This window comes from Micromonospora vulcania, from assembly GCF_042658605.1.
GTDB classification, from domain to species: domain Bacteria; phylum Actinomycetota; class Actinomycetes; order Mycobacteriales; family Micromonosporaceae; genus Micromonospora; species Micromonospora vulcania.
Window position 1 is genome coordinate 268,555 of sequence record NZ_JBHSQS010000003.1, and the last position, 22,817, is coordinate 291,371.

Consider the following 22,817-nt stretch of genomic DNA (forward strand, 5'->3'; position numbering starts at 1 on the left):
CTGGTGATTGTGCCGATCCCCACCGCCGAAGCGCCCTGCTTGAATCGGCATCTGCCGATCAATGACGACCCTCGGTCATCGGAAGCAGGCGCATCTCGCGCATCCGACAGAACAGCGCCAGCGCAGCCGCTCGGGCGCAGTCAGAAGGGATCTCCGACATGTCTCGCACCAGCGGCCGGCTCCGATCACTCGGTGCGGTGTCCATCAGTCTCGTCGCCCTGGGCGCCGCCTTCGCCGTCATGCCCCCCGCCTCCGCGGCCACATCGATCTACAGCGAGACCTTCGCCAGCGGGCTCGGCACCTTCACCGCGTCCGGCTCCGTCGCGAACAGCGCGGGCGCGGCCCGGTTGGCCGCGTCGTTGGTCTCCGACCCGTCCATCACGTCCGCGCCGATCAGCCTGACCGGCTACAGCAACGTGACGGTGTCCTACACCCGGTCGGCGTCCGGGCTCGACCTCGGCGAGAGCTTCACCGTGGGCTACTCGGTGGCTGGCGGCTCGTTCACCACGCTGGAAGCGGCCCGCACCGCCACCGGAGCGGCGTCGTTCAACCTGCCGGCGTCGGTCAACGGCCGCGACCTGCGGCTGCGGTTCTCGCTGGACGCCAGCAGCATCCTGGAGACGCTGACCGTCGACAACGTGTTGGTCCAGGGCGACGGTGCCGACCCGAACCCGACCGACCCGCCCGGTGGCTCGTTGCCCCCGGTGAGCGACGTGACGAGGCCGGGGCCGTACGCGGTGACCATCGACCAGACCGCCGGGCCCGGCAACGACGGGTGGCTGGTGTACCCGACGAACGCCGGCCAGAACGGTGTGAATCACCCGGTCTTCGTCTGGGGCCCGGGTGCGGGGTCCGACCCGGCCGCCTACGAGGACATGCTGCGCCAGTGGGCCTCGCACGGGTTCGTCGTCTACAGCGAGGTCTCGTCCAGCAGTGGCGACTACATGGTCGACGCTCTCGACTGGTTGGAGGACGAGAACGCCAGGTCGAGCAGCCCGCTGTACCAAGACCTTGATCTCTCCGAGGTGGCCTTCGGCGGCCATTCCCGAGGGTCGATCGGAACGTTCGACGTGGCCAACGAACCGCGGCTGGAGACCACGATCCACGTGGCCGGCGGCTCCTTCGACGGCAACGGTCCGAGCAATCTGCGCAACCCGGCCCTCTATATCGGTGGCGACGAAGACTTCGCCACGCCGAACGTCGAACGCGACTACACCAACACCAGCGTGCCGGTGTGGTTCAACATCCTCGACAACACCGATCACATCATGGCTACCCGCAACGCCCAGCACATCATCACCGCCTGGCTGCGTTGGCAGCTGGCCGACGAAGAGTTCCGCCGCACGGAGAACTTCCTGAGGTCCAACTGCACCTTCTGCAACCTCGGCGAGGTCGCGTACAAGAACTGGTGATGGCGCGCTGACCGTCTGACACTGCCCCGCCGACACAATGTTGGCGGGGCGGTGCGCTTGTCCTCACCTCGGCAGGACACCCGTCTCGCAGCTCAGTTCGGAGTGGGCGGACTGTCGCTTCGCATCGAGACCTGAGGCCGCTCGGCACGGCGTTCGTGCGCCACAGGGTGCCACCCCGCCGGCTCAGGCGACGGCGGCCCAGTTCGAACGGCTGGATTCGGCAGCCCACAGACCCGGCTATTCAGCGACGAAGACGCCCACGCCGGGGAGCGTTTCGGTCATCCCCTTGATCCGTAGTATCTGCATGGCACGGTCGATCACCGGCTCGGTGACCCCGTAGTGCTCGATCAACTCTCGCCGACTGGGCAGCTTGGAGCCGGGCTGGAACTCGCCTGACGCGATGCGTTCGGCGAGGTCGTCGGCAATCTGCTCGTAGCGGTAACGCGGTGGCACGTGGTTCTCCTCGGTTGGCAACACGAGTAGACCACCTATGCCAGCCCTTGACTACCCAACGGTACCTGTGGGAGGTTGCTGAAGAGGTCGATTCCCTCGGTTGGCGCTGTGGGCCGTCCTCGCCGGCGTGGATGTTCGGCGCGTCCCCCGCGTTCGGGCATCCACGCCTCCAGATCGCTGTGCCGCCAGGAGGCGGCGCGACTCCTTCGATGAGGACAGCACGGCAGACCATGGCGCGAGCGGGAGCGGCGAGCTGGTGAAGCGAGTTTCGTTCGACGAGTACGTACTGGCGGTGGCGCTGACTCTGGCTCGCCGGCACCGGCCGGTCTGGTCTTGGCGGCATTGGCGGCGCATCTGCCGCTGCGGTGGTGATCTGCCATGCCGGAGCCGCCACCGCATCCCGATCAACCGCGGCCATTGGCCGAGCCAGGATCCGCCGAGATGACGACTCACCTCCCGGTCACACCGCCATGGACGTGTGGCGGTTGCGGTGCCGACTGGCCCTGCCAGACACGTCAGCGGGAACTGCTCGCCGAGTTCGACCGTGCTCGGGTGTCGCTGGCCCTCTACCTTGCCGCCCATCTCGTCCATGCCGCCCAGGACCTGGCCCACGTTCCCGCCGGCCGCCTGCACCACCGATTCCTCGGCTGGACCCGATGAGCATTCTGCGACGGGGTGACGAGAAGTTCCATTACAGCGACGGCTCGCACAAGTGGATCCCGCCTGATCCGGACTACGACCAGGAGGTCTGGAACGAGCAGGTCCGCCAACACCAGCAAGGGCACCTGAGGAACGAGCGCCCGAAGGTGCGGGTCCAACGCTTCGTGTGATGGCAGCGGCGCGGCAAGCGTGCCAGTCGAACCGGACGGTCTATCCAGTGAGGCCGGGTCCGGCGAGGGTCTATCCAGGGCGCCGAGCGTGCGCCTCGCGTGCGGAGGTCCCCCTCTGCCGCCTCTTACTCCTCTTCCCGGTTTGGGCCCGTAGCCGCTGGTGCCCCGGCGCACCTTTGGTAGGGACTGATCGATCGTAGTTGTTCTTCGGCCGGAATAGGCCACCGCCTATGCGGTCTGTAGCGATACGCAGGTCGCCCGGCTCAGGACGCTTCTGACCGTACGGACGCGACTGCGATCGCGCCGCTGGTAGCGCGGCGGGTGGTGGTCCGGTAGGCGAACCAGGGCAGGAAGTACTGGGTGATCGGGCCGACCGCGAGTGCGTACAGCACGGTGCCGACGCCCAACCTCCCGCCGAGCAGCCAGCCGGCAGTGAGCACGGTGAGTTCGATCGTCGTGCGGACGAGCCGGATCGAGCGTCCGGTCCTGGTGGCGGTGCCGGTCACCAGCCCGTCGCGGGGGCCCGGTCCGAACCGTGCGCCGACGTAGACGGCGACGGACAGCCCGTTGAGCAGTACGCCTCCGACGAGCAGGCCGACCCGGGCGGGGAGCCCGAGGTGTTCGGGGATGAGCTGAAGACCAAGGTCAGCGGCGTACGCCAGGACGACGATGTTGGCGAGAGTGCCGAACGTCGGCCGTTGTCTGAGCGGAATCCACAGCAGGAGCGCGAGCACGCCCAGGGCGGCGGTGATCGTGCCGAAGCTGAGGGAGGTGCGGTGCTGCAAGCCCTCGTACAGGACGCTCCACGGGTTCGCGCCCAGCGCGGCACGAATCAGGACGGACAGGCTGAATCCGTACAGCGCGAGACCGATCAACAGTTGCGCAATGCGTCGCAGCGGCCGTTCGCCGAGGGGGACATAGGTGAGCGCGGGCTTGGGCGGGCGCCTTCTCGATGTCCCCACGGCGGCAACGCGTTCAAGGCGACGGCGCCAGCGTCTGCGCTCGCCGCCATTCGTGATCTGTTGCTGCATGCCTGCCGTCTCCGGTCTGTTCGTGTGCCTGAACGCCAATGGCATCGAGTCTGTAAGGTGATTGGCCCAGACAACCTGGCCAATCTTGGGAGAGTGGTATGGCTGGCGCGCGTCCGTCGAAGCCTGCGGGCAGGGCGGTCCGCACCGACCGAACCCTCGGGAGCCGCCAGTTGGCCGCGATGCTGCCCGACCCGACCGCCGCGCGGCCCGCCTATCGCCACCTGGCCCAGGCGATCAGCACGCTGATCCTGGACGGCAGGATCGCGTTGCACGTCAAGCTCCCCGCGGAACGTGAACTCGCCACCTCGCTGGCAACCAGCAGGGCCACCATCACCGCCGTGTACGACCTGCTACGTGAGAGCGGCTACGCGCACAGCCGCCAGGGATCGGGCACCTGGACGGATCTGCCGGCCGGCCGGCAGCCCAGCGGGATCTCCCGGCTGCTCGGCCGTGCGGACACTGCGATCGACCTGGCGCGGGCGGCACCCGGGCTCGACGAGCAGACCCTCGTCGACGCCCTCGCAGACGTCGTCCCTCGGGTTGCCGAGCACGCGCACACCCCCGGCTACCACCCGTACGGCCTGCTCGAGCTGCGCGCCGCCATCGCCGAACGGTTCACCCGGCGGGGCCTGGCCACCCTGCCCGACCAGATCCTGGTGACCTCCGGCGCCCAGCACGCGTTGACGCTGGTCCTGGGCCTGCTGTGCCGCCAAGGTGATCGAGTCATGGTCGAGAGTCCGTCATATCCGAACGCCCTGGAGGCCATGCGCCGTGCGCGGCTGCGGACCGTGTCCGTCCCCGTGACCGACACCGGCTGGGACATCGAGATCGTCGAGTCCACCTTGCGTCAGGTGGTGCCCCAACTCGCCTACCTGATGCCCGACTTTCACAACCCGACCGGCTGCCTCATGCCCGACGACGACCGTGTCCGCGTCCTTCGCGCCGCGCAACGTTCCGGCACCTGGCTGGTCATCGACGAGACAATGGCCGACCTCGCCCTCGACGTCCCCACCCCGTCGCCCTTCGCCTCCCGCGCCACGCCCGGCGGGACAGCCCAGATCATCACCATCGGCTCGATGAGCAAGACCCACTGGGGTGGCCTGCGCGTCGGCTGGCTACGCGCACCCTCACGACTGGTGACCGAACTCGCTGGTCAACGGGTCGCCACCGATATGGGTGGCTCCGTCCTGGACCAACTGCTGGCACTTGACCTCCTCGGGCCGGGACGGGAGCTGGGACCACGCCGACTGGAGCAGTTGCGCGGTCAGCGTGCGGTGCTGGCCGCGGCACTGACCGAGCACCTCCCGCAGTGGAGGTGGCAGCTGCCGCCAGGGGGCCTGTCACTCTGGGTCGACCTGGGCGAACCCATCGCCTCGGCGTTGGCCGAGCGCGCACTGGACTACGGGGTGCGGATCGAGGGTGGCGGTTACTTCGCCGCCGATCCAGGAATTCTTGAACAGCGCCTCCGTATCCCCTACACAACAACTCCGGACACCCTGCGCGAGGCCGTGCGCCGCCTGGCCACCGCCCTCGCCGACGGCCCTTCGCGCTCGTCCACCACGCGGCAGGCGCACTGGATCGCCTGACCAGGCCGCCGCCGCTTCGAAAAAGGTGTGAGAGGGCTGATCCGGATCAGCCCTCTCACTCATGCGACGTCCACCCACCGCCGGTGCGAGGGGTGCTGATCAGCCCAACTACGTGGTGGCGAACCGCAGCCGGACGATGGTGTTGTCAAGCACGCTCGGCGTACCGCCGTTCTTGTCGTTGTTGGTGGAGGTGAGCCAGAGCCCACCGTCGGGCGATTTCACCACCGTGCGCAGACGTCCCCAGGTGCCGTTGAAGAAGGCACGCGGCGCGTCGGTCGTACTGCCGGTGATCCGCATGACCCACAGCCGGGACCCGCGTACAGCCGCCATGTAGACCCAGTCGTTCACGATCTCCAGGCCGCTGGGTGACGCCGACGCGGTGTCCCACTGCCGAACCGGGTTGGTCATGCCCGAGACGCTGCAGGAACCCTCGCAGGTCGGCCAGCCGTAGTTCTGGCCCGGCTGGATCAGGTTGAGCTCGTCCCACACGTTGTTGCCGAACTCCGCCGACCAGAGCCGCCCCTGCGAGTCCCACGCCAGCCCCTGGGGGTTGCGGTGGCCGTAGCTGTAGACCCGCGTGCCGAAGGGATTACCCGGTGCGGCTGCCCCGGTCGGCGTGACGCGGAGGATCTTGCCGTTGAGCGAGCTCAGGTTCTGTGCCCGGTTGGCGTCCTGCCCGTCGCCGGTGGCGATGTAGAGGAAGCCGTCGGGGCCGAACTTGATCCGGCCACCGTTGTGGAAGGTGTTCTTGGCGATGCCGGTGATCAGTGGCTCGCGGGCGCCGATCGTCCCGTTCTCGAATTTGAAGCGTACGACTCGGTTGTCGGACGCCGCGGTGTGCATGGCGTACACGTAGTGGTCGTTCGCGAAGTTCGGTGATGCTGCCAACCCCATGAGGCCGCCCTCACCACTGGTGGTCACCGCCTCAGTGACCCTCCCGACCACGGTCTTCTGCCCGCTCAACGTCACCTCGACGATGTCGAAGCGGTCCCGTTCGGCCACCAGGGCGGTGCTGTCGGGCAGGAAGGTGATCCCCCACGGCAGGTCCAGTTGGCTGTTGATGGTCCTGTCGAAGACCGGGTCACCGCCGGTCGCCGTGGTGCTGGTACGCACCGAGAGACCCGCGCTGCGCGGCGAGGCGTTGTTGTTGGCGTCGAAGGCCTCGATGGTGAAGACGTAGGTCGTGTTCGGCGTCAGGGCGTCCGCGGTGGCGGTGAGGTCCGGCACGGTGGCGAACTTGACGCCGTCGCGGTAGACGTTGTACCCGGTCACCCCGATGTTGTCGGTGCTGGCGTTCCAGGCCAGGCTCACGCTCGTACCGCTGACGCTGGTGGTACGAAGGTTGGCCGGCGTGGTCGGGGCCTGGGTGTCGTCGCTGGGTGGCGTGGTGAGGTTGAGGTTGTTGCTGCCCTGCGACGGGTTACCACTGGCGTCGTAGGCGAGCACGCTCAGCACGTAGTTGGTGTTGGGCTGCAGGTCGACGGTGACCGCCGTGATGTTGCCACCCGCCGTCTTGATGACGTTCCCGCCGTTGTAGACCTAGTACTGCGCGACACCGACGTTGTCCGTCGACGCGTTCCAGGCGAGATCGACGCCGTACGGGCGCACCTCGCCGACCACACGCAGATTGCTTGGCCGGGTGGGCGGCTCGACGTCGGTGGGGCGGTCCACCCGCAACCGGTCGAGGTTCGGGCCGCCGTTGGCGGTCGTCGCCGTCGCCCGGATGGTGTTCGAACCGGCGGTGAGGCTGAGCGAGAGGCTGACGTCGGCCCAGGTGTCCCAGGTGGGGGTCGGGGGGAAGGCAAGTGCCGGGGCGGCCACGGCACCGTTGACGGAGATGTCCATCGGGCGATTGACGCCCGACCCGTGCGAGTGCCGGAACGTGACCGGGTAGATGCCGCTCGTGGCGACGCTGACGGTGAACTCGACGTAGGAACCCACGACGTTGTCACCGTTGACGAAACCCGTACCGGTGTAGCCGGGCCAGTTCGACTCGACCACGCCTCGTGAGATCAGTGCGTTCTCGGCCTGGTAGTCGGTGAACGACTGCGGAGGCTCGAAGTCGACATAGTCCAGGTTGGGACCGCCCGACGCCGCGGAACTGCTGACCCGGATCGTGTTGGAGCCCGCATTGACCGACGCCGTTACGGTCTTGGTGGCCCAGGTGGCCCAGGCTCCCGTGCTCTGGAAGGCGAGTGCTGAGGCGACGGTGGTTCCGTTGACGGCGACATCCGCCGGGCGACTGGCGGTCGATCCGTTGGCGAAGCGGATGCCGAACGTGGCGGTGCCGGCGATGGTGGAGTTCACGGTCCACTCGACGTAGCTGCCGACGACGGGATCGGTGTTCACGAAGCCGGTACCGGAGAAGTTGGCGTGGTTCGACTCCACCAGGCCCTGCGAGATCGTCGCGTTCTCGGCCTCGTAGCGGACGGGTGCGGCGGCTGCCGGGCCGACGTAGATCACGACCGTCATGAGCAGCCCGGACGCAAGCGTCGCGAGTGCCTTTCTTCCTGTGCGGTGCGCGAACATGCCACCTCCAACAGATAGTAAAGTTTACTAACATCTATGTCTGGATGGCACCGCATCCGATGCGTACATGTCAATGGGGTGACGTACCCGAAACCGTTCTCGGTGGGCGCTGGCCAGCTCGCGGCCCGCCCGATACGGCGGCCAGGTGGAAGAGTTACCGGATTTCTCGGCCGACTACGTGACGTTGCCACGGACGCTCGATCCACGGGTTGGCGTCGAGGTACGCCGTGAGCCGGGGAAACCGGTGCCTCGTAAGGGCTTTGTCGGTCAGGTCGGCTGGAATCCCGGCGGGCGTGTCGGGTCCGCAGGACCCATCCATCGCGAAGGGAGCCCCGGTCGCGGCGATGTGCGCCTCGATCGGGAGGCCGCAGAACCAGTCGATCCGGGCGTTGTGCCGGTCGGGCGCCAACTCGACAAGGCAGTCCGGGTCGTCCCGGACACGCCGCGTGATCTGCCGCCCGTGCGACACGATCCAGTCCTGCACCGCGAGGAAGTCGTCATCGCCGAAGGCGCCCAGCAACAGCGTGGCGGCGTCCCGGATCGGCCAGCGGTAGAGCTCGTCCTGCTCGTGGAACCAGAGTTCCTCAAACCGTTCAATCTCGTCCGGAGTCAACGCGCAGAGGCGACGAAGGAGCACCTGGGCCGCCCGTTCGGTGTCACTGCCCGCTTCGGCCCGGGCACCCTCGACGAGGCGCCAGAAGGCCGCCGACTCCACCGCCAGACCGTACCAAGCGCTAGCCCAGGTCGAGTTGGGCGCGAAGTGCCGTGGCGAGCTCGTCCTGCTGCTGCTCGCCGAAGCGATCGTCCTCCGGAACGCCGAGGTAGCCAAAGATGCGCGGGCCGCGGCGTTCGTCGGGAAGGTCAGGCATTCGTGGTACGACGTGGAAGTGCACGTGGGCGAAGCCCTCCTGCTCGGCGAACTGCACCACGTAGGTCTTCGTGCATCCGCTCAGGGCCCGCAGTGCCCGGGAGAGCCGGACCTGCCAGGTTCCGAGGCTGGCCGCCTCCGCATCGGTCAGGTCGGCGATCGAGGTCACGTGCCGGCGCGGAACGAGGATCAACCAGCCCGGCAACGCCGAATCGAAGGCATGGGCACAGCGCCAGTGCTCGTCGGCGGCGACGAGTTCGCGTGCCGGCAGACTGTCGATCAGCTCGTTGTTGCGGCAGGTGTAGCAGTCCATGGTCGAACGGTAGTGCGTGTCTCTGCCCCGGTGTCTACCTCTTCCCAGAGGGACGGTTGCCCGCCCAGGTCTCGGTGGCCAGCCGGGCACCAAGCAGCCGCCGCGCCCTGGCGATCTGCCGTGCGGTCGCGTCGACGAGCACTGCCTGCTGCGCGGCGTCAAGGATGGGAAGGTCCGACAGCGAGTCGCTGTAGGCAATCCGCCAGGGCGGTAGCACCCCCTGGGCGGCGAGCTGCACAACCTTGGTCGCCCCATAGTTGTGCACAATCAGCCTCGGCCCGTGGATGTGCGAGGCTACGAGTTCGACCTCGGCGAGGCCGATCGTGTCGAGGACCGCGCGCGCCAGGGTGTGCTCGCACGCGGTGACCACGATGACCCGGTCGCCCGCTCCGAGGTGAGCACGGATCATCCGCAGACCGGGCGCGATGACTCGCTCTGGCTCTTTGCCGAGGTCCGCGCCGAAACGCTCAAGCTCGGCCCGTACCTGTTCGGCGCTTCGGCCCAACAAGCCGATCCGGCTTATCCACCGCGCCGCCCAGGGACGGGAGGCGGGGATGGCGACGACGGGTGCGAGGAGAACGAGCAGGACGACGCCGAGCGGCAGCCGAGCACCCGCGAAGGCAACGCGTCGCAGGAAAAGACCGAATGCGTCCCCACGCAGCAGTACGCCGTCGAGATCGAAGATGACCGTGGCGGGGGTCCGCCGCGGTCGGTTCGACATGAGCCGAGTGTATGGGCAGCGGGGCACCGTCTGGTGTCCCTGCCCTACAGCCGCCGGGTCAATACAGGGAGTCGCGCGCCGAGGGCGAGGCACGGTTGGCAGCGGGTTGCATCATGGGCGGGTGGGGCGACGTGAGCGGTTGTATCGGAACACCGCGAAGCAAAGGCGTAACTACGTCTTCTGTGGTCTGTTCGGAGCGCTCGCCTGGGGGGCGGCGCTGGTGGTCAAAGGCAATCCAGATCACCTGTACCACGACAGGGCTTTGCTGTTCGAATTCTTCGGCGCGGTCATGGTCGTCTTCGCTCTCATCGCTCTGTTCACTCTCCGGTGGCCGTTTCTGATCGAGGTGGACCGCGTGGGGCTGACGTTCCGCTTGCGCGGGTCCACGACTCGGCTGCCCTGGGAATCGGTCGAGGCGCTGACGGTGGTGAAGGTGGGGGAGACGTGGGAGAGCCCGAACCTCGACGTTCGCCTGGCTCCCGGCGTGCGGCTCAGAGGTCGTTTCGCCAGCAAACAGGACGGGCGGCATACGTACACGCTGCTCTCCCTGGGCGACTTCACGGTTGCGCCGGAAGAAGTGATTGCGGTTCTTCAACGGTATGGCGAAGGCAGGGTCGACGCTCAGGAGTACCTCCAGTTCCGGGCCGCCCGGCGGGCCGTCGCCCGATACATGCGCGGCGATGGACTTCAGGCCGACCCGTACCTGACCGATTACATGGCCGAGCAGCGGCGCGTCGAGGTCGAGGAACCCGGAGCCCCCGACGCCGGCCCCGGGCACGGCAGAGTCCGCCGCCGATCTGTGGAACAGGCCGACTAGGTGCCAACGCGACGGCGGCGCACCGGTGAGGGGGTCAAGTGCCCGGCTTCAGATCGAGGTCGCTCATACTCTGCGGGCTGATCGGCGGCACTCTCGTCGTCGCGGCCTGCGGTTCAGGCGACGCTGAGCTCACCTACTGGAGCAACGGCACGGACCAGAACAAGGCCGTCGAGTCGTACGCGGGTTCCGAGCACTGCGGGTGGCAGGACGTGACCTTTCTGCACGTCCAGTTGCCGCTGCCGGGGCAGACCGGCGTGGCCGCGAACCGGCAGTACGTCAGGGATCCCGCCGGACGGCTCGATGCGGAGGTACGCGCGACCTACGCCCCACGCACCGAGTTGCCGGCCGATGCCCGCAGCACCGGCTACGCCGGCCCGGACGGGCGGCAACTGTGGTTGGCGCCGAGCGACTCCGACACCCTGGCGTACGTGGTGTACCCGGATTCCCGGCGAGTCGAGGCCTGGCCACGCACGACTCAGACGCTCGGCTGCGACTGACGGTCGACCCTCTTGACACAAACTGAAGCACGTCGATAGCCTGGCCGGTCGCTCTCTTGACGAATCTTCAGGGGGATCGCTCGGTGGCTCTCGACAGTCCAAAGCTGCAGAAGGTGTTAGAAGATATCGAGTCCGGAGTACTGCAACTCCCGGACTTCCAGCGCGAATGGAAGTGGGACGACCAGCGTATCCGCGAGTTGATCGCGACGGTTACCCTCGACTACCCGCTCGGCGTCGTCATGACGCTTGAGACCGGTGGCAGGAAGCCGTTTCGACCCCGCATACTCACCGGCGCTGAGGCGGGGCGCTCGGTGACGCCGGATCTGCTGCTGCTCGACGGTCAGCAGCGGCTCACGTCGCTGTTCCAGGCCCTACACCTCGGTCAGCCAGTCCGGACCACCGACGAACGGAACAAAGAACTCGAGCGCTGGTACTACGTGGACATCCGCAAGGCCGTCGGCTCACCAACCGACCGGGATGAGGCCATCGTGTCCGTGCCGAAGGAACGTGTCCTGCGGTCGAACTTCGCCCGGACGGTGGAACTCGACCTCAGCAGCCGGACGCTGGAATGCAGAGCCAGGCACTTTCCGCTGAGCGCCGTCTTCGACAGTGACAGCGTAACCGCCTGGCAGAAGGAATTCGTCCTCATGGACGACGCCAACTGGAGCCTGTGGGCCCAGTTCGACCAACGCATCCTGCACAACATTCGGTCGTTCCAGATTCCCATGATCAAGCTTGCCGCCTCGACGACCAAGGACGCGGTGTGCTCGGTGTTCGAGCGGGTGAACACCGGTGGAGTCCCCCTGAACGTGTTCGAGCTCCTGACCGCCACCTACGCTGGCGACCAGGAGTACGAGGAGACCCACGGCGACTACTACCGATTGCCGGACGCATGGCAGGACATCAAGAAGAGCCTCGCGACCTCGTATCCGGTCTTCGGGCGCATCGAGCAGGGAGTCGACGACGGGCTGAGCCGCAGCGACTTTCTTCAGGCTGTCACGCTCGTCAACACCTGGGAACGCAAGAAGGAGAAGCTGACCATGGCTGTCTCCTGCAAGCGACGCGACGTGTTGAACCTGCCGCTGGACGACTTCATCCGGGTCTCGCCGCGGGTGGCGAGCGCCTTCGAGTGGGTCGGTGATTTCCTCAGCGAGCAGTTCATCGTGCGCCACGCCGACCTGCCATACCGGACTCAGCTGGTACCCATGGCCGCGGTGCGGGCGATCCTCGGCGAGCAGGCCGATGAGCCCGGCACCCGGGACCTCATCACCCGCTGGTACTGGTGCGGCGTGCTGGGGGAGATGTACGGCGGGGCCACCGAGAGTCGATTCACCAAAGACGTCGAGCAGCTCGTCGCCCGAGCGATGGGCGCAACGCGCGCAATACCAGACACCATTACCGAGGCGGCCTTCCTCGCCGATCGACTGGACACCATGACCACTCGAAACAGCGCTGCCTACAAAGGGATCTACGCGCTGCTGGTAAAGCAGGGAGCGGTCGACTGGTACCACAGCGAAGGTCCGCTCACCGCTGGCACCCTTCTGCAGCATGCCGTCGGCATCCGGCAGGTGTTTCCGAAGGCGTGGCTCGCTCGACACGTCCCCAATGACGGCCGCGGCAACTCAATTGTGAACAAGACCCCGCTGTCCTACCGTGCGAGCAAGAGCTTGGTCGGATCACCATCGGCGTACCTTCGGGTGCTCGCCCGGGAGACCGGTACGCGGCCCGAGTGGTTCGATGATGTGATCGCGACCCACGTCATGGATCCGGCTGCCCTGCATGAGGATGACTTCGACGGCTTCTACACCGACCGATCCGCGCGACTTGTCGAGCTGGTCAACGAGGCCATGGGCAAGCGCACGGTGTTCCGCGATGAGTCGGACCGGTGACCATGGCCGGTGCGCGGCGTCCGAATCGCCAGGAACTGGTCGCGCTGAAGGGGCGGACCCTGCGAATCCCCGAGCTGCTCGCGCTGTTCGGTGAGCGGGTACGCAACTATCAGACCGTGCCGATGATTCAGGAGGCACTGCAGGAGGTGGGGCTCGACACCCGTCCATCGTTCACCACCTGCGGGCTCATGACCGACATGCTGGTTGTCACGCAGAGCGCGGTGCCGGTGGTCGAGGGTGAGGTCGAAGAGGAGGTTCAGCCCGGCACGCTGCCTCAGCAATCGTTCAAGATTGGCGACATCCCCTCGGCTCGCGGGGGAGTCGACTCGGTCAAGTCCAGTGACCTGCTCAGCGCGGCTACCCATATGATGCGTCGGAAGAGCTACTCACAACTGCCAGTGATCGACGGTCTCGCCGAGCTCAAGGGCGTCATCACCTGGAGCTCGATTGCCGCCCGGTACGAGATGGGCGACACGCCGACCCTCACGAACTCGATGGTCCGGGACTCGATTCCGATGGCCGAGGTGCACCAGGAACTTTTTACGCACCTGCCCGAGCTGAGGCAGCACGGCTATCTGCTAGTGCGGGAGAACAACGGCATCTTCGTGGGGATCATCACCGGCGCCGACATCGCCGGACGGTTCCACAAGCTCGCGCTGCCCTTCTTCCTCGTGGGCGAGATCGAGTTCCGGCTGCGGCTGTGCCTCGGGCCGAAGTTGACTGGCGATCCGGTCCGAAACCTGAAGGGTCCGAACCACTCGGGCGACTTCTCGAAACTGATGTTCGGCGAGTATGTCAGGTTGCTGGACGGCGATCAGTCCAACGGCACGCATCGCCTGCACGCCGACGACAATTGGAAGACGCTGGGCTGGGGTGGGGTTGACCGGGCTCAGTTCGTAGCGCAGCTGAACCGGGTGAGGGTGATACGTAACCAGATTGCGCACTTCGACGAGCAGCCGCTCAGCGAGCAGCAGCTCGACGAACTGGGTGAGTTCTCCGGGCTGCTCAAGCAGCTTCTCTGATCTCGTCGCCGCCTCGGTCGATCCTTGGCCGAGGCGCGCCACCTCCGGATGAAGGAATCCTTGCCCGGAGGCCGGCGGTGTGAAAGATTCCTAGCATGAATCGACGGGCGGCGATCGCAGGTTTGGGCTTCCTCGATTCGGCGGCGTCGGCGCTGGCCGTCAAGGCCGTGTAGGCCGAACCGGGAGAGGCGGGGCCTGGCTGGCCCCGAGTCCTCCGGTGCCGGCGCGTGGCGAGGGCACCCCTGTTGCAGACCGTAGGGATTTTCCGACTCACCCGGAGGACAAGTGCTAACAAGAAGGACTCTGCTCGCCGCTGGCGGCGCGGTGGTCGTCGGCGCCCTGCCGCTGGGCAACCCGGCCACGGCCGCGTTGCCGCAGCTCGACATGGAGGCGCTGATCAAGGCGGCGCAGATCGACCCGCGTCGGCCGGACACCGCACTCACCGCGGGCGCGAAGGACAGCGTTCTGCTGGTGGAGCGGGCTCTGCAGGCCAAGGGGCTGCTCTCGTCGACCTACGTCGACGGGCACTTCGGTACCAGCACGGTTGCCGCGTACGCGGCGTACCAGCGGTCGCTCGGCTACACCGGTCTCGACGCGACGGGCCTTCCCGGGCCGACGTCGCTGCGGTCGCTCGGCGAGGGGCGGTACACCGTGGTCAAGGCGATCTCGCCCGGCAGCGTGGTGACCCTGCGCGGGGTCCAGGTCAACACCCGAACCAGATCGATGCTGTACGAGGCTGAGCGTCTGCTCGGCCGGCAGCTCGGCATCACGCAGGGTTCGTACAGCACCGATGTGGGCGCTTCCGCCGGGACGCATGACGGCGGCGGAGCGCTCGACCTCTCGGTCAGCGGTCTCTCCTCGGCCACCCGCACGGACGTGCTGCGCCGACTGCGCACGGTGGGCTTCGCCGCCTGGCTGCGGACCCCGGAGCAGGGTGACTGGGGCTACCACATCCACGCCATCGCGCTCTCCGACACCGACCAGTCGACCGGGGCGCAGAACCAGGCCGGCGACTATTACCTCGGCCGTAACGGCCTGGCCAACCGGGGCGCCGATGATGGCCCCGCGGTCAGCCCGAAGCGGACCTGGGAGGAGTACCAGCGGACGCTCTGACGGCTTGTGCCGTCGAGCGCTGGTGGAACACCGGCCTGGATCAGTATCGAGGAGGAGAGTTTGTCCATCCGTAACAGCCGTATCGTGCGCGGCACGGTCGCCGTGCTCAGCACGGCACTCATGACGGCGGCGGTCAGTGTCGCCAGTTCCACCGGGGCCCAGGCCGCCGTGAACACTTCGGCGAATTACCTGGTGGTCTACAACAACAACATCGAGAACTGGCTGCCGAGATCCTGTGCGGACGGGTACGTCTGGGACCGGCTGATCACCTACATCAAGGGCCGGCCGCTGAGCCCGGACATCTTCACCGTGCAGCAGATCTCGAATCAGACGCAGCTCAACACGTTGACGCAGCGTCTGTCCGACGAACTGCCCGGCACCTACGCCGGGCAGATCGCGATCGCGAGCCCCGGTTCGATGGGCTACACCAGCACCTGCGGCAAGCTGAAGAACCAGCAGACCAACGCGGTCATCTACCGTTCGGACCGGTTCACCTACGAGGCCGCGACCCGGTGGCGGTCCGACGCCCCGGAGGACTACGACGCGGGCACCGGTGGGTGCCAGAACCTGGAGCCCACCAGCAGCAGCCAGGACCGCGTCCACAACGTCGCCGTGCGGCTGCACGACAACGTCCGTAACGAAGATGTGTCGGTGGCCTCCATCCACTGGCCGACCAACACCTGGCATGGTCCGTTGTGCGCGGACGAGAACATCAAGGAGGCCGACGAGGCGATGGACCGTCTCGGCGGCGACCTCAAGATCGTCGCGGGCGACGCCAACGCAGAGCCCGAGGACGCCGGCTGGTGGAACGACGGCAAGGCCGACGGGTACCGCGACCCGATCGCCGAGAAGTGCGGCAGCCGCGACTGCTCCTCGGCGTACGACACCAACGGCAGCCGACGGATCGACTTCCTGCTGGTCAAGAGCGGCAACGGCTTCAGCAACGTCGCGACCATCACCCCGTCGATGACGGGCGGCGAATACTCCGAGCACCGCGCCCTCACCGCGTACGTGAACTACTGACGAGCGGCACAGCGGCACCGCTCGACCTCCGGTGGTACCAGGCGGCGGGCGGTGCCGCTGTCCCGTCGCTGCGACAGGCGGCGGGTGACGGGTTCTAGGCCGGCGGCAGCGGTGCGACCGGGCGAACCGCCGTGAAGTCGGCGTGCTCGTAACGGGTGGCGGAGAGCAGCAGCAGCCACTCGTCGCAACCCTGCCACGGGTAGAGGTCGGCAGCGCCGCCACGTACGGTCCGGGGCCCGTCGCCGGTGCGTGGCCGCGCGTCCGTCGGCGCGCCCGCGAACCCGGAGATCCACACGTCGGCACAGAGCTCGTTGGCCGAGCCCATCGCCGCCAGCCCGAACGCGTTCTCGGCGGCGGCGATCCGCGCCTCGTCGCCGAAGTCGTCGAGCAGTTGGTCCTCGCCGGGTTTCCGGTCACCGCGGAACGTCAGCGTGGTGGTGCCAGCGCGGGCGGCGTATTCCCACTGCGCCTCGCTGGGCAGTTGGAAGGGCAACAGTTCGAGTAGCTCGTCCAGGTCGCCTTCGAGCCGGGCAGTGCCGGTGTCCGCGTCGGCGTACTCGTCCTCGTACTCGGGCAGCCAGTGTCGGACCTGCGCCACCGTCAGCGGATGCCGGGCGATCAGGAACGGCTCGACCCGCACCTCGCGTACCGGCTGCGCGTCCCCGGCGCTGGCGAGGAACGGCTCGACGGTGTCCTCGACCTCGCCGCCGCGCTCGATGGCGCGTACCGCGTCCAACTCCGCGTCGGACAAGCCCATCCGGAACGCGCCGCCCGGGACCTTCCGGAACACCACATCCGACGGGGTGTGCCGCCATGCCGGCCGCCCGGCCACGATCTCCTCGGTCCACATGGCTAGGTGCCGCGGTGAGCCGTTGACGTAGCCGGCGCGGGGCGACGGCGTCCGTCATGGGGGAGTCGGCCCGTCGGTGGCGGCTCAGCGGTGGTCGCGACAGCCGACCTGCTGGCCGATCTCCTTCGGGATGCCGAACGGGCTGCATTCGATCGCGCTGCCCTCGCCCAGCTTCTTCCACCCGCCGGCCTTGTACTCGAACACCAGCACGCCGTCCCCCTGCATCTTCGGGTCGAGCGCCAGCACACCTGCCGTGGCCCATCGGCGCGCGCAGTTGATCTGGTCCGGGTCGATCCGGTGGCTCGTCCCGAGCCCCGACACCCGCTGCAGGGTCGCTGCGCTGACCGGACAGGCGGCCTCGGTGGTCGGTGTGACGGCCGTCGCTCCGGTCGGTGACGTGGTGCTGGAGGCGGACGGTACTGCCCCGGTGGCGCCCGTGGCGCTGGGCGCGGGCGAGGTGGTGTTCGGTCCCGCTACCGGAGCGGGTGAGGTGGTGGTGCAGGCGGCCAGCCCCGCCAGCACGGTGACGGGTACGAGGGCGCGTAGGGCAGTCATGGTCGTCGCTCCTTGAGATCCGGCATGACGGTGATTTCCAGGTACACGCCTTCCGGGCTGGTCGGGTTGCGGCCGACCGGACGCACGAGGGCCCTGGAACGGTCGGACGACCGACCCAAAGCTGATCTTGGCGTCGCCGGCAGGATGACCGCAGGTCCGGGCCGACGCGCCAGGGCGGGGATCCGGCCAAAACTTGATCTGATCCAGATCAGTGGGATATGTTCGGAGCGTGACGTCCGACTTCGAGGCGCAGTTGCGCGCGGTCTCGCTGCGCGTGACCCGGCCCCGATTGGCGGTGCTCGCGGCGCTGCACGACCATCCGCATGTCGACACCGACACGGTGATCGCCCTGGTACGGGCGGATCATCCCTCGGTGTCCCATCAGGCGGTCTATGACGTGCTGCGCGCGCTCACCGTCGCCGGTCTGGTGCGGCGCATCCAACCCGCCGGTGCGACCGCCCGCTACGAGTCCCGCATCGCCGACAACCACCACCATGTCGTGTGCCGCTCCTGCGGCGCGATCGCCGACGTCGACTGTGCCGTCGGCCATGCCCCCTGTCTCACCGCCTCGGACGATCACGGGTTCGTGATCGACGAGGCGGAGGTCGTCTATTGGGGCACCTGCTCCGACTGCGCGACCGAACGCACGCCCCAGAGATCCGCCAGCTCGGAAGGAAGTAAATGAGCGACACCCAGGACAACCGTCCCTCCAGCGCCCAGGGCGTGGAGGAGATGGCAGCGGCCGGCTGCCCGGTCGCGCACGACTCCGTGACCGCGCAGGGCAGCGAGAGCGAGAACCCGGCGATCGACTCGCCGACTCCGAAGACCGGCGGTCGCCCGCGCACCAACCGGGACTGGTGGCCCAACCAGCTCGACCTTTCGGTGTTGCACGCCCACTCGGCCAAGGGCAACCCGCTGAAGGAGGACTTCAGCTACGCCAAGGAGTTCGAGAAGCTCGACGTCGAGGCCCTCAAGCAGGACATCGTCGAGGTGCTCACCACCTCGCAGGACTGGTGGCCGGCCGACTTCGGCCACTACGGCGGCCTGATGATCCGGATGAGCTGGCACGCCGCCGGCACGTACCGTATCCAGGACGGTCGGGGTGGGGCCGGCGACGGCGGTCAGCGTTTCGCGCCGCTCAACAGCTGGCCCGACAACGCCAACCTCGACAAGGCCCGCCGGCTGCTGTGGCCGGTCAAGCAGAAGTACGGCCAGAAGATCTCGTGGGCCGACCTGCTCGTGCTCGCCGGCAACGTCGCCCTGGAGTCGATGGGGTTCAAGACCTTCGGCTTCGGCTTCGGCCGCGCGGACGTGTGGGAGCCCGAGGAGATCTTCTGGGGTCCGGAGGACGCCTGGCTCGGCGACGAGCGTTACGTCTCCGAGGCGCAGATGTCCGAGGGCGTCGGCGCGACCGAGATGGGGCTCATCTACGTCAACCCCGAGGGGCCGCGCGGCAGTGCGGACTTCCGGGCGGCGGCGCACTTCATCCGTGAGACCTTCGGCCGGATGGCGATGAACGACGAGGAGACCGTCGCCCTCATCGCCGGCGGCCACACCTTCGGCAAGGCCCACGGTGCCGGTCCCGCCGACAACCACGTGGGCGCGGAGCCCGAGGGTGCCGAGCTGGAGGCGCAGGGCCTCGGCTGGCTGAGCACCCACGGCAGTGGCAAGGGCGGTGACACGATCACCAGCGGTCTCGAGGTGACGTGGACCGACCGGCCGACGCAGTGGAGCAACCGCTTCTTCGAGATCCTCTTCGGCTACGAGTGGGAGCTCACCAGGAGCCCCGGTGGCGCCAAGCAGTGGGTCGCCAAGGACGCCGAGGCGATCATCCCGGACGCCTTCGACTCGTCGAAGAAGCACAAGCCGACGATGCTGACGACCGACCTGTCGCTGCGCTTCGACCCGACGTACGAGAAGATCTCGCGGCGCTTCCTGGAGAACCCGGACGAGTTCGCGCTGGCCTTCGCCAAGGCCTGGTACAAGCTGCTGCACCGCGACATGGGTCCGGTCAGCCGCTACCTGGGCCCGTGGGTCGCCGAGCCGCAGCTGTGGCAGGACCCGGTCCCGGCCGCCGAGGGCGCCCTCGTGGGTGACGCCGACGTCGCCGCCCTCAAGGCGAAGGTCCTGGAGTCCGGCCTCACGACCGCCCAGCTGGTCTCCACCGCCTGGGCCTCGGCCGCGAGCTTCCGGTCCACCGACAAGCGCGGTGGCGCCAACGGCGCCCGACTCCGTCTCGAGCCGCAGCGCAGCTGGGAGGTCAACCAGCCCGAGCAGCTCGCGACCGTCCTGGCCACCCTCGAGGGCATCCAGCGGGAGTTCAACGAGGCTGGCGGCGCGCAGATCTCGCTCGCCGACCTGATCGTGCTGGCCGGTTCGGCCGCCGTCGAGAAGTCGGCGCGTGACGCCGGCGTCGAGGTGACCGTGCCGTTCCGGGCCGGCCGCACCGACGCCACCCAGGAGCAGACCGACGTCGAGTCCTTCCGGGTCCTCGAGCCGCGGGCCGACGCGTTCCGCAACTACCTGCGTCCCGGCGAGAAGACCCAGCCGGAGGTGCTGCTCATCGACCGTGCCTACATGCTCAGCCTGACCGCGCCCGAGATGACCGTCCTCATCGGCGGTCTGCGTTCCCTCGGTGCCAACGTCGGCGGCACCCAGCTCGGTGTCCTCACCGACCAGCCGGGCGTGCTCACCAACGACTTCTTCGCCAACCTGCTCTCCCCGGGCACCCGGTGGAAGGCGTCGGAGTCCGACGAGCACGTGTACGAGATCCGCGACCTGTCCACCGACGAGGTGAAGTGGACCGCCTCCGCGGTCGACCTCATCTTCGGCTCCAACTCTCAGCTGCGCGCCCTCGCGGAGGTCTACGCCAGCCAGGACGCCCGCGAGAAGTTCGTGGTCGACTTCGTCGCGGCCTGGACCAAGGTCATGGAGCTCGACCGATTCGACCTCGCCTGACAGTCTCCAACCGACGAGCCCGGCCGATCCAGCAGCGATCGGCCGGGCTCGTCGGCTCTTTCCGGCCGCCCCAACCGGGCGGCGCGGCCTGTTGCGCTACGACGGCAACATCCTGGTCCTGCTCGCCGACGGCGGCGACCACTTCGCCGCAGGCCGGCATCTTCTGTGTACGTGGTTGACGCTCGCCCGGCACGGCCTGGCGGTGCATCCACTCAGCCAGCTCATCGACTGCCCGGAGACCGCCGACCGGCTCGCCGAGCGGGTGGGCGGCCGACCGCTCGCGGTGTTCCGAGTCGGTCGACCCCTTGCCGAACCGGTCCGCTCGGCCCGACGGTAACCCGCCGCGAGAGCCCGGCGCCGGGCTGCGGATCGTTACTCGGGCGCGGCTTGCACGGCGAGGCGATCCTGTAGCCGTGCGTGCCGGAACTGGTATCGCGGGCCGACGGTGCGCAGGACATGCTTGGCCCGGGCGTCTTCGAGGAAACGCATCATCCGCAGCGGCGCATCGCCCTTACGGCGTAGCCAGACGAAGACGAGCAGCGCCCGCCACACCCGAGTCACCGTCACGCCAAGTCCCAGTCCGAACGCCAGGTTGAAGGCGATCGCGCCCGGCGAGGGCACGCCGGTGGTGAGGATGAGGATGCCCCCCAGCGCGAACACCGCACCGACCAGGAAGCCGCAACCGAGATCACGCTTCCAGCTGGTCCACGGACCGGCGGTGCTCCGGTCGGTGCCGGAGGGCCGGGTCCCCGCGTACGCGAGCATCAGCGCCAGGGTGAACAGCCCGGCGGTCACCAGCGTGTGGCTGGGACTGGGCACGTCTTCGCCGGGCTTGGACGCGTAGGTGATCCGCAGCCGTGTGAGCACGATCTCCGCCGCGGCGAGCATCAACCACACCAGGATGGCATTCGGGGTAGCCAACGAGCGCAGCCGATTGAAGGTCCACGCGCGAGGCTCGTCGGAGGTACTACCGAACATCAGGTCACCGCCTTGATGCGTGAGTAGCCCGGTGGTCATGCCGAAGAGCAGCCCGATGAGGATGGGCGTCCCGATGGGGGTGGTGGCTTCGTCGCCGAACTTGAGGAACAACCCCAGGACGATGGTGCCGATCGCCGCTGAGATGGCGAACGTCATGGCGAGCTGTTCGGAGAAGGGCAACCAACGGTAGACGCGCCACCAGGCCAGGTCGCGATCCCCGGTCGCGTCGAGCCGCCAGGCGAGCCGGCCGAGCCAACGTCGTGCCTGGTCGACCGTGTAGCTCGGGGGGGAACTGTCATCGTCGGGATCCTGGCCGTAGGCGTTGAGCAGAATGCTGTCGAGCAGGTACTCCTCGGCAGCTCTGCGGCTACGCCGACGTCCCGGGTCGAGCAGCTCGCCGAGCCGGTCCTCGTGCCCGTGCAGGTCGCGAACCAGGCTGAGCATCAGGGGGTTCTCCAGCGCCTTGACGAGGCCGTCGCGAGACCCGCCGCGCAGGCGCTGAAGTAGGCGTTTCCAGGTGGTCGTCGGCGGACCGGCGAAGCTCTCCAGATAGTCGGCGGCCTGCGCCGCGGTGGGAGGCATGAGCTCAAGGGTTGCCGCTCCGAACAAGAGGCCCCGCCTGGCGGCCGCGTCGCCCATCTCATCGCCGCGGCTGAGCAGCACGAATCGCTGCGCCGTCAAGGCGTTCAGCTTCTGCAGGACGGCCGGGCGCAACTGCGGCGGCACGGCGTCGAGGCTGTCGAGGACGAAGGCGACACGACCAGCGGCCAGCAGCTCGCGTACCACCTCCGGCCCGATCTCCTTCGATCGCAGGAACGAATAGGTGCGAAGCAGCTCGGATGTGGCCCAGGACAGGAAATCCTGGTGGCCCGGATTCCAGCCGTGCAGCCCCAGTATCACCGGCACGGGCGTACGGGCTCGGTCGGTCGGATCGAGCAGGCTGCGGTGGTTCAGCGCACTGAGCACAAGGTGCAGCGCGGCGCTGGTCTTGCCCGCCCCGGCGTTCCCGAGCAACACCACCCGCCCGGACGCCACGCCGCCGTAGACCTGGAGGAGATCCGCCAGAGTTCCGCTGTCGAGTTCGCCGAGACCGATCTCGTTCATCCCCGACAACGGTGCCTCGCGCCGTGCGGACCATGTCGGATTGACCGCAGCCTCCCTTGACGCGCCCAGGCTGCGCGTCGACCACTTCCACCGAAGCGGTATGGGTGGCAGCAGGCGCAGACCACGTTGTTCCAGCTCAGAGCCGACTCCGCCGCGCACGTCGTCGGCCAGCCGATCGACGACGCGGTCGGCCAACTCCGGTGCGGGATCCGGTCGGTGCGGGATCGGTTGCCAGAACGCGGCAACAACCCCTACGACGGACGCCAGC

Annotated in this window: 23 protein-coding genes; 13 read left to right on the plus strand and 10 right to left on the minus strand. The window is 68.0% G+C overall.

All coding sequences use genetic code 11. The features are described from left to right. Nucleotides 1-158 precede the first annotated feature (158 nt). Entirely contained in the window at nucleotides 159-1,412 is a 1,254-nt protein-coding gene (locus ACFQGL_RS06090; RefSeq protein WP_377506623.1) for a poly(ethylene terephthalate) hydrolase family protein, read from the plus strand. A gap of 237 nt (nucleotides 1,413-1,649) precedes the next feature. Here the strand turns inward: ACFQGL_RS06090 and ACFQGL_RS06095 are convergent, their stop codons facing one another. Then, nucleotides 1,650-1,865 (minus strand): winged helix-turn-helix domain-containing protein, encoded by a 216-nt coding sequence (locus ACFQGL_RS06095; RefSeq protein ID WP_377506625.1) that lies wholly within the window; start codon nucleotides 1,863-1,865, stop codon nucleotides 1,650-1,652. Between the two features lie 441 nt (nucleotides 1,866-2,306). Between ACFQGL_RS06095 and ACFQGL_RS06100 the strand changes: the two genes are divergently transcribed. Continuing rightward, nucleotides 2,307-2,525 carry a flavin reductase gene (locus ACFQGL_RS06100; RefSeq protein WP_377506628.1) on the plus strand — a complete coding sequence of 73 codons (219 nt, stop codon included), beginning with the start codon at nucleotides 2,307-2,309 and terminating at the stop codon, nucleotides 2,523-2,525. Next, nucleotides 2,522-2,695: a hypothetical protein gene (locus tag ACFQGL_RS06105; protein ID WP_377506631.1), complete on the plus strand. Its 174-nt coding sequence runs from the start codon at nucleotides 2,522-2,524 to the stop codon at nucleotides 2,693-2,695. Before ACFQGL_RS06100 ends, ACFQGL_RS06105 begins: the two co-directional genes overlap by 4 nt. 263 nt (nucleotides 2,696-2,958) lie before the next feature. On the opposite strand, the gene yczE is transcribed toward ACFQGL_RS06105, so the two are convergent. Beyond that, nucleotides 2,959-3,771 carry a membrane protein YczE gene (gene yczE, locus ACFQGL_RS06110; protein WP_377506634.1) on the minus strand — a complete coding sequence of 271 codons (813 nt, stop codon included), beginning with the start codon at nucleotides 3,769-3,771 and terminating at the stop codon, nucleotides 2,959-2,961. A gap of 53 nt (nucleotides 3,772-3,824) precedes the next feature. On the opposite strand from yczE, the gene yczR reads away from it, so the two are divergent. Next, entirely contained in the window at nucleotides 3,825-5,312 is a 1,488-nt protein-coding gene (gene yczR, locus ACFQGL_RS06115) for a MocR-like transcription factor YczR (protein ID WP_377506637.1), read from the plus strand. Nucleotides 5,313-5,420: 108 nt separating this feature from the next. Here yczR and ACFQGL_RS06120 read toward each other — a convergent pair whose 3' ends face one another. From ACFQGL_RS06120 to ACFQGL_RS06140, 5 genes are all read right to left on the minus strand, one after another. Then, nucleotides 5,421-6,767: a PQQ-dependent sugar dehydrogenase gene (locus ACFQGL_RS06120; RefSeq protein ID WP_377506640.1), complete on the minus strand. Its 1,347-nt coding sequence runs from the start codon at nucleotides 6,765-6,767 to the stop codon at nucleotides 5,421-5,423. A gap of 84 nt (nucleotides 6,768-6,851) precedes the next feature. After that, on the minus strand, nucleotides 6,852-7,841 hold the full coding sequence (locus tag ACFQGL_RS06125; protein ID WP_377506643.1) for a CBM35 domain-containing protein: 990 nt from the start codon (nucleotides 7,839-7,841) through the stop codon (nucleotides 6,852-6,854). 154 nt (nucleotides 7,842-7,995) lie between these two features. Then, nucleotides 7,996-8,556 (minus strand): DUF4240 domain-containing protein, encoded by a 561-nt coding sequence (locus ACFQGL_RS06130; protein ID WP_377506646.1) that lies wholly within the window; start codon nucleotides 8,554-8,556, stop codon nucleotides 7,996-7,998. Between the two features lie 19 nt (nucleotides 8,557-8,575). Then, nucleotides 8,576-9,022 (minus strand): HIT family protein, encoded by a 447-nt coding sequence (locus ACFQGL_RS06135; RefSeq protein WP_377506649.1) that lies wholly within the window; start codon nucleotides 9,020-9,022, stop codon nucleotides 8,576-8,578. A gap of 34 nt (nucleotides 9,023-9,056) precedes the next feature. After that, complete coding sequence (locus tag ACFQGL_RS06140) at nucleotides 9,057-9,743, minus strand: haloacid dehalogenase-like hydrolase (RefSeq protein ID WP_377506652.1); 687 nt, start codon at nucleotides 9,741-9,743, stop codon at nucleotides 9,057-9,059. Nucleotides 9,744-9,864: 121 nt separating this feature from the next. Between ACFQGL_RS06140 and ACFQGL_RS06145 the strand changes: the two genes are divergently transcribed. The 6 genes from ACFQGL_RS06145 (at nucleotide 9,865) to ACFQGL_RS06170 (ending at nucleotide 16,104) form a co-directional block, all read left to right on the plus strand. Further along, nucleotides 9,865-10,560: a hypothetical protein gene (locus tag ACFQGL_RS06145; RefSeq protein ID WP_377506655.1), complete on the plus strand. Its 696-nt coding sequence runs from the start codon at nucleotides 9,865-9,867 to the stop codon at nucleotides 10,558-10,560. Nucleotides 10,561-10,598: 38 nt separating this feature from the next. After that, the gene (locus tag ACFQGL_RS06150) at nucleotides 10,599-11,057 is read left to right on the plus strand and encodes a hypothetical protein (protein ID WP_377506658.1); all 459 of its coding nucleotides are present in this window, start codon (nucleotides 10,599-10,601) and stop codon (nucleotides 11,055-11,057) included. A gap of 83 nt (nucleotides 11,058-11,140) precedes the next feature. After that, entirely contained in the window at nucleotides 11,141-12,946 is a 1,806-nt protein-coding gene (locus ACFQGL_RS06155; protein ID WP_377506661.1) for a GmrSD restriction endonuclease domain-containing protein, read from the plus strand. 2 nt (nucleotides 12,947-12,948) lie between these two features. Beyond that, nucleotides 12,949-13,968, plus strand: coding sequence for a CBS domain-containing protein (locus ACFQGL_RS06160; protein ID WP_377507184.1), 1,020 nt, complete (start codon nucleotides 12,949-12,951; stop codon nucleotides 13,966-13,968). A 285-nt stretch (nucleotides 13,969-14,253) separates the two neighbouring features. After that, complete coding sequence (locus tag ACFQGL_RS06165; protein WP_377506664.1) at nucleotides 14,254-15,081, plus strand: peptidoglycan-binding domain-containing protein; 828 nt, start codon at nucleotides 14,254-14,256, stop codon at nucleotides 15,079-15,081. A 60-nt stretch (nucleotides 15,082-15,141) separates the two neighbouring features. Continuing rightward, the gene (locus tag ACFQGL_RS06170) at nucleotides 15,142-16,104 is read left to right on the plus strand and encodes a hypothetical protein (RefSeq protein WP_377506667.1); all 963 of its coding nucleotides are present in this window, start codon (nucleotides 15,142-15,144) and stop codon (nucleotides 16,102-16,104) included. A 94-nt stretch (nucleotides 16,105-16,198) separates the two neighbouring features. On the opposite strand, the gene ACFQGL_RS06175 is transcribed toward ACFQGL_RS06170, so the two are convergent. Together ACFQGL_RS06175 and ACFQGL_RS06180 are read right to left on the minus strand one after the other, a co-directional pair. Continuing rightward, the gene (locus ACFQGL_RS06175; protein ID WP_377506670.1) at nucleotides 16,199-16,954 is read right to left on the minus strand and encodes a formylglycine-generating enzyme family protein; all 756 of its coding nucleotides are present in this window, start codon (nucleotides 16,952-16,954) and stop codon (nucleotides 16,199-16,201) included. 84 nt (nucleotides 16,955-17,038) lie between these two features. Next, nucleotides 17,039-17,509: a hypothetical protein gene (locus tag ACFQGL_RS06180; RefSeq protein WP_377506672.1), complete on the minus strand. Its 471-nt coding sequence runs from the start codon at nucleotides 17,507-17,509 to the stop codon at nucleotides 17,039-17,041. 229 nt (nucleotides 17,510-17,738) lie between these two features. Between ACFQGL_RS06180 and ACFQGL_RS06185 the strand changes: the two genes are divergently transcribed. The 3 genes from ACFQGL_RS06185 (at nucleotide 17,739) to ACFQGL_RS06195 (ending at nucleotide 20,804) form a co-directional block, all read left to right on the plus strand. Then, entirely contained in the window at nucleotides 17,739-18,194 is a 456-nt protein-coding gene (locus ACFQGL_RS06185; RefSeq protein WP_377506675.1) for a Fur family transcriptional regulator, read from the plus strand. Next, nucleotides 18,191-20,467 carry a catalase/peroxidase HPI gene (gene katG / locus ACFQGL_RS06190; RefSeq protein WP_377506678.1) on the plus strand — a complete coding sequence of 759 codons (2,277 nt, stop codon included), beginning with the start codon at nucleotides 18,191-18,193 and terminating at the stop codon, nucleotides 20,465-20,467. Before ACFQGL_RS06185 ends, katG begins: the two co-directional genes overlap by 4 nt. Nucleotides 20,468-20,558: 91 nt before the next feature. Beyond that, nucleotides 20,559-20,804, plus strand: coding sequence for a hypothetical protein (locus tag ACFQGL_RS06195; protein WP_377506681.1), 246 nt, complete (start codon nucleotides 20,559-20,561; stop codon nucleotides 20,802-20,804). A 35-nt stretch (nucleotides 20,805-20,839) separates the two neighbouring features. Here ACFQGL_RS06195 and ACFQGL_RS06200 read toward each other — a convergent pair whose 3' ends face one another. Continuing rightward, nucleotides 20,840-22,744, minus strand: a complete 1,905-nt coding sequence (locus ACFQGL_RS06200; RefSeq protein WP_377506684.1) for an NACHT domain-containing protein — start codon at nucleotides 22,742-22,744, stop codon at nucleotides 20,840-20,842. Nucleotides 22,745-22,817: the final 73 nt, after the last annotated feature.

Coding starts and splice junctions, on each gene's coding strand:
- ACFQGL_RS06125 (WP_377506643.1), bottom strand. CDS start 7,841: ATGTTCGCGCACCGCACAGGAAGAAAGGCACTCGCGACGCTTGCGTCC.
- ACFQGL_RS06175 (WP_377506670.1), bottom strand. CDS start 16,954: ATGTGGACCGAGGAGATCGTGGCCGGGCGGCCGGCATGGCGGCACACC.
- ACFQGL_RS06105 (WP_377506631.1), top strand. CDS start 2,522: ATGAGCATTCTGCGACGGGGTGACGAGAAGTTCCATTACAGCGACGGC.
- ACFQGL_RS06100 (WP_377506628.1), top strand. CDS start 2,307: ATGACGACTCACCTCCCGGTCACACCGCCATGGACGTGTGGCGGTTGC.
- ACFQGL_RS06180 (WP_377506672.1), bottom strand. CDS start 17,509: ATGACTGCCCTACGCGCCCTCGTACCCGTCACCGTGCTGGCGGGGCTG.
- katG (WP_377506678.1), top strand. CDS start 18,191: ATGAGCGACACCCAGGACAACCGTCCCTCCAGCGCCCAGGGCGTGGAG.
- ACFQGL_RS06140 (WP_377506652.1), bottom strand. CDS start 9,743: ATGTCGAACCGACCGCGGCGGACCCCCGCCACGGTCATCTTCGATCTC.
- yczE (WP_377506634.1), bottom strand. CDS start 3,771: ATGCCATTGGCGTTCAGGCACACGAACAGACCGGAGACGGCAGGCATG.
- ACFQGL_RS06160 (WP_377507184.1), top strand. CDS start 12,949: ATGGCCGGTGCGCGGCGTCCGAATCGCCAGGAACTGGTCGCGCTGAAG.
- yczR (WP_377506637.1), top strand. CDS start 3,825: ATGGCTGGCGCGCGTCCGTCGAAGCCTGCGGGCAGGGCGGTCCGCACC.
- ACFQGL_RS06135 (WP_377506649.1), bottom strand. CDS start 9,022: ATGGACTGCTACACCTGCCGCAACAACGAGCTGATCGACAGTCTGCCG.
- ACFQGL_RS06090 (WP_377506623.1), top strand. CDS start 159: ATGTCTCGCACCAGCGGCCGGCTCCGATCACTCGGTGCGGTGTCCATC.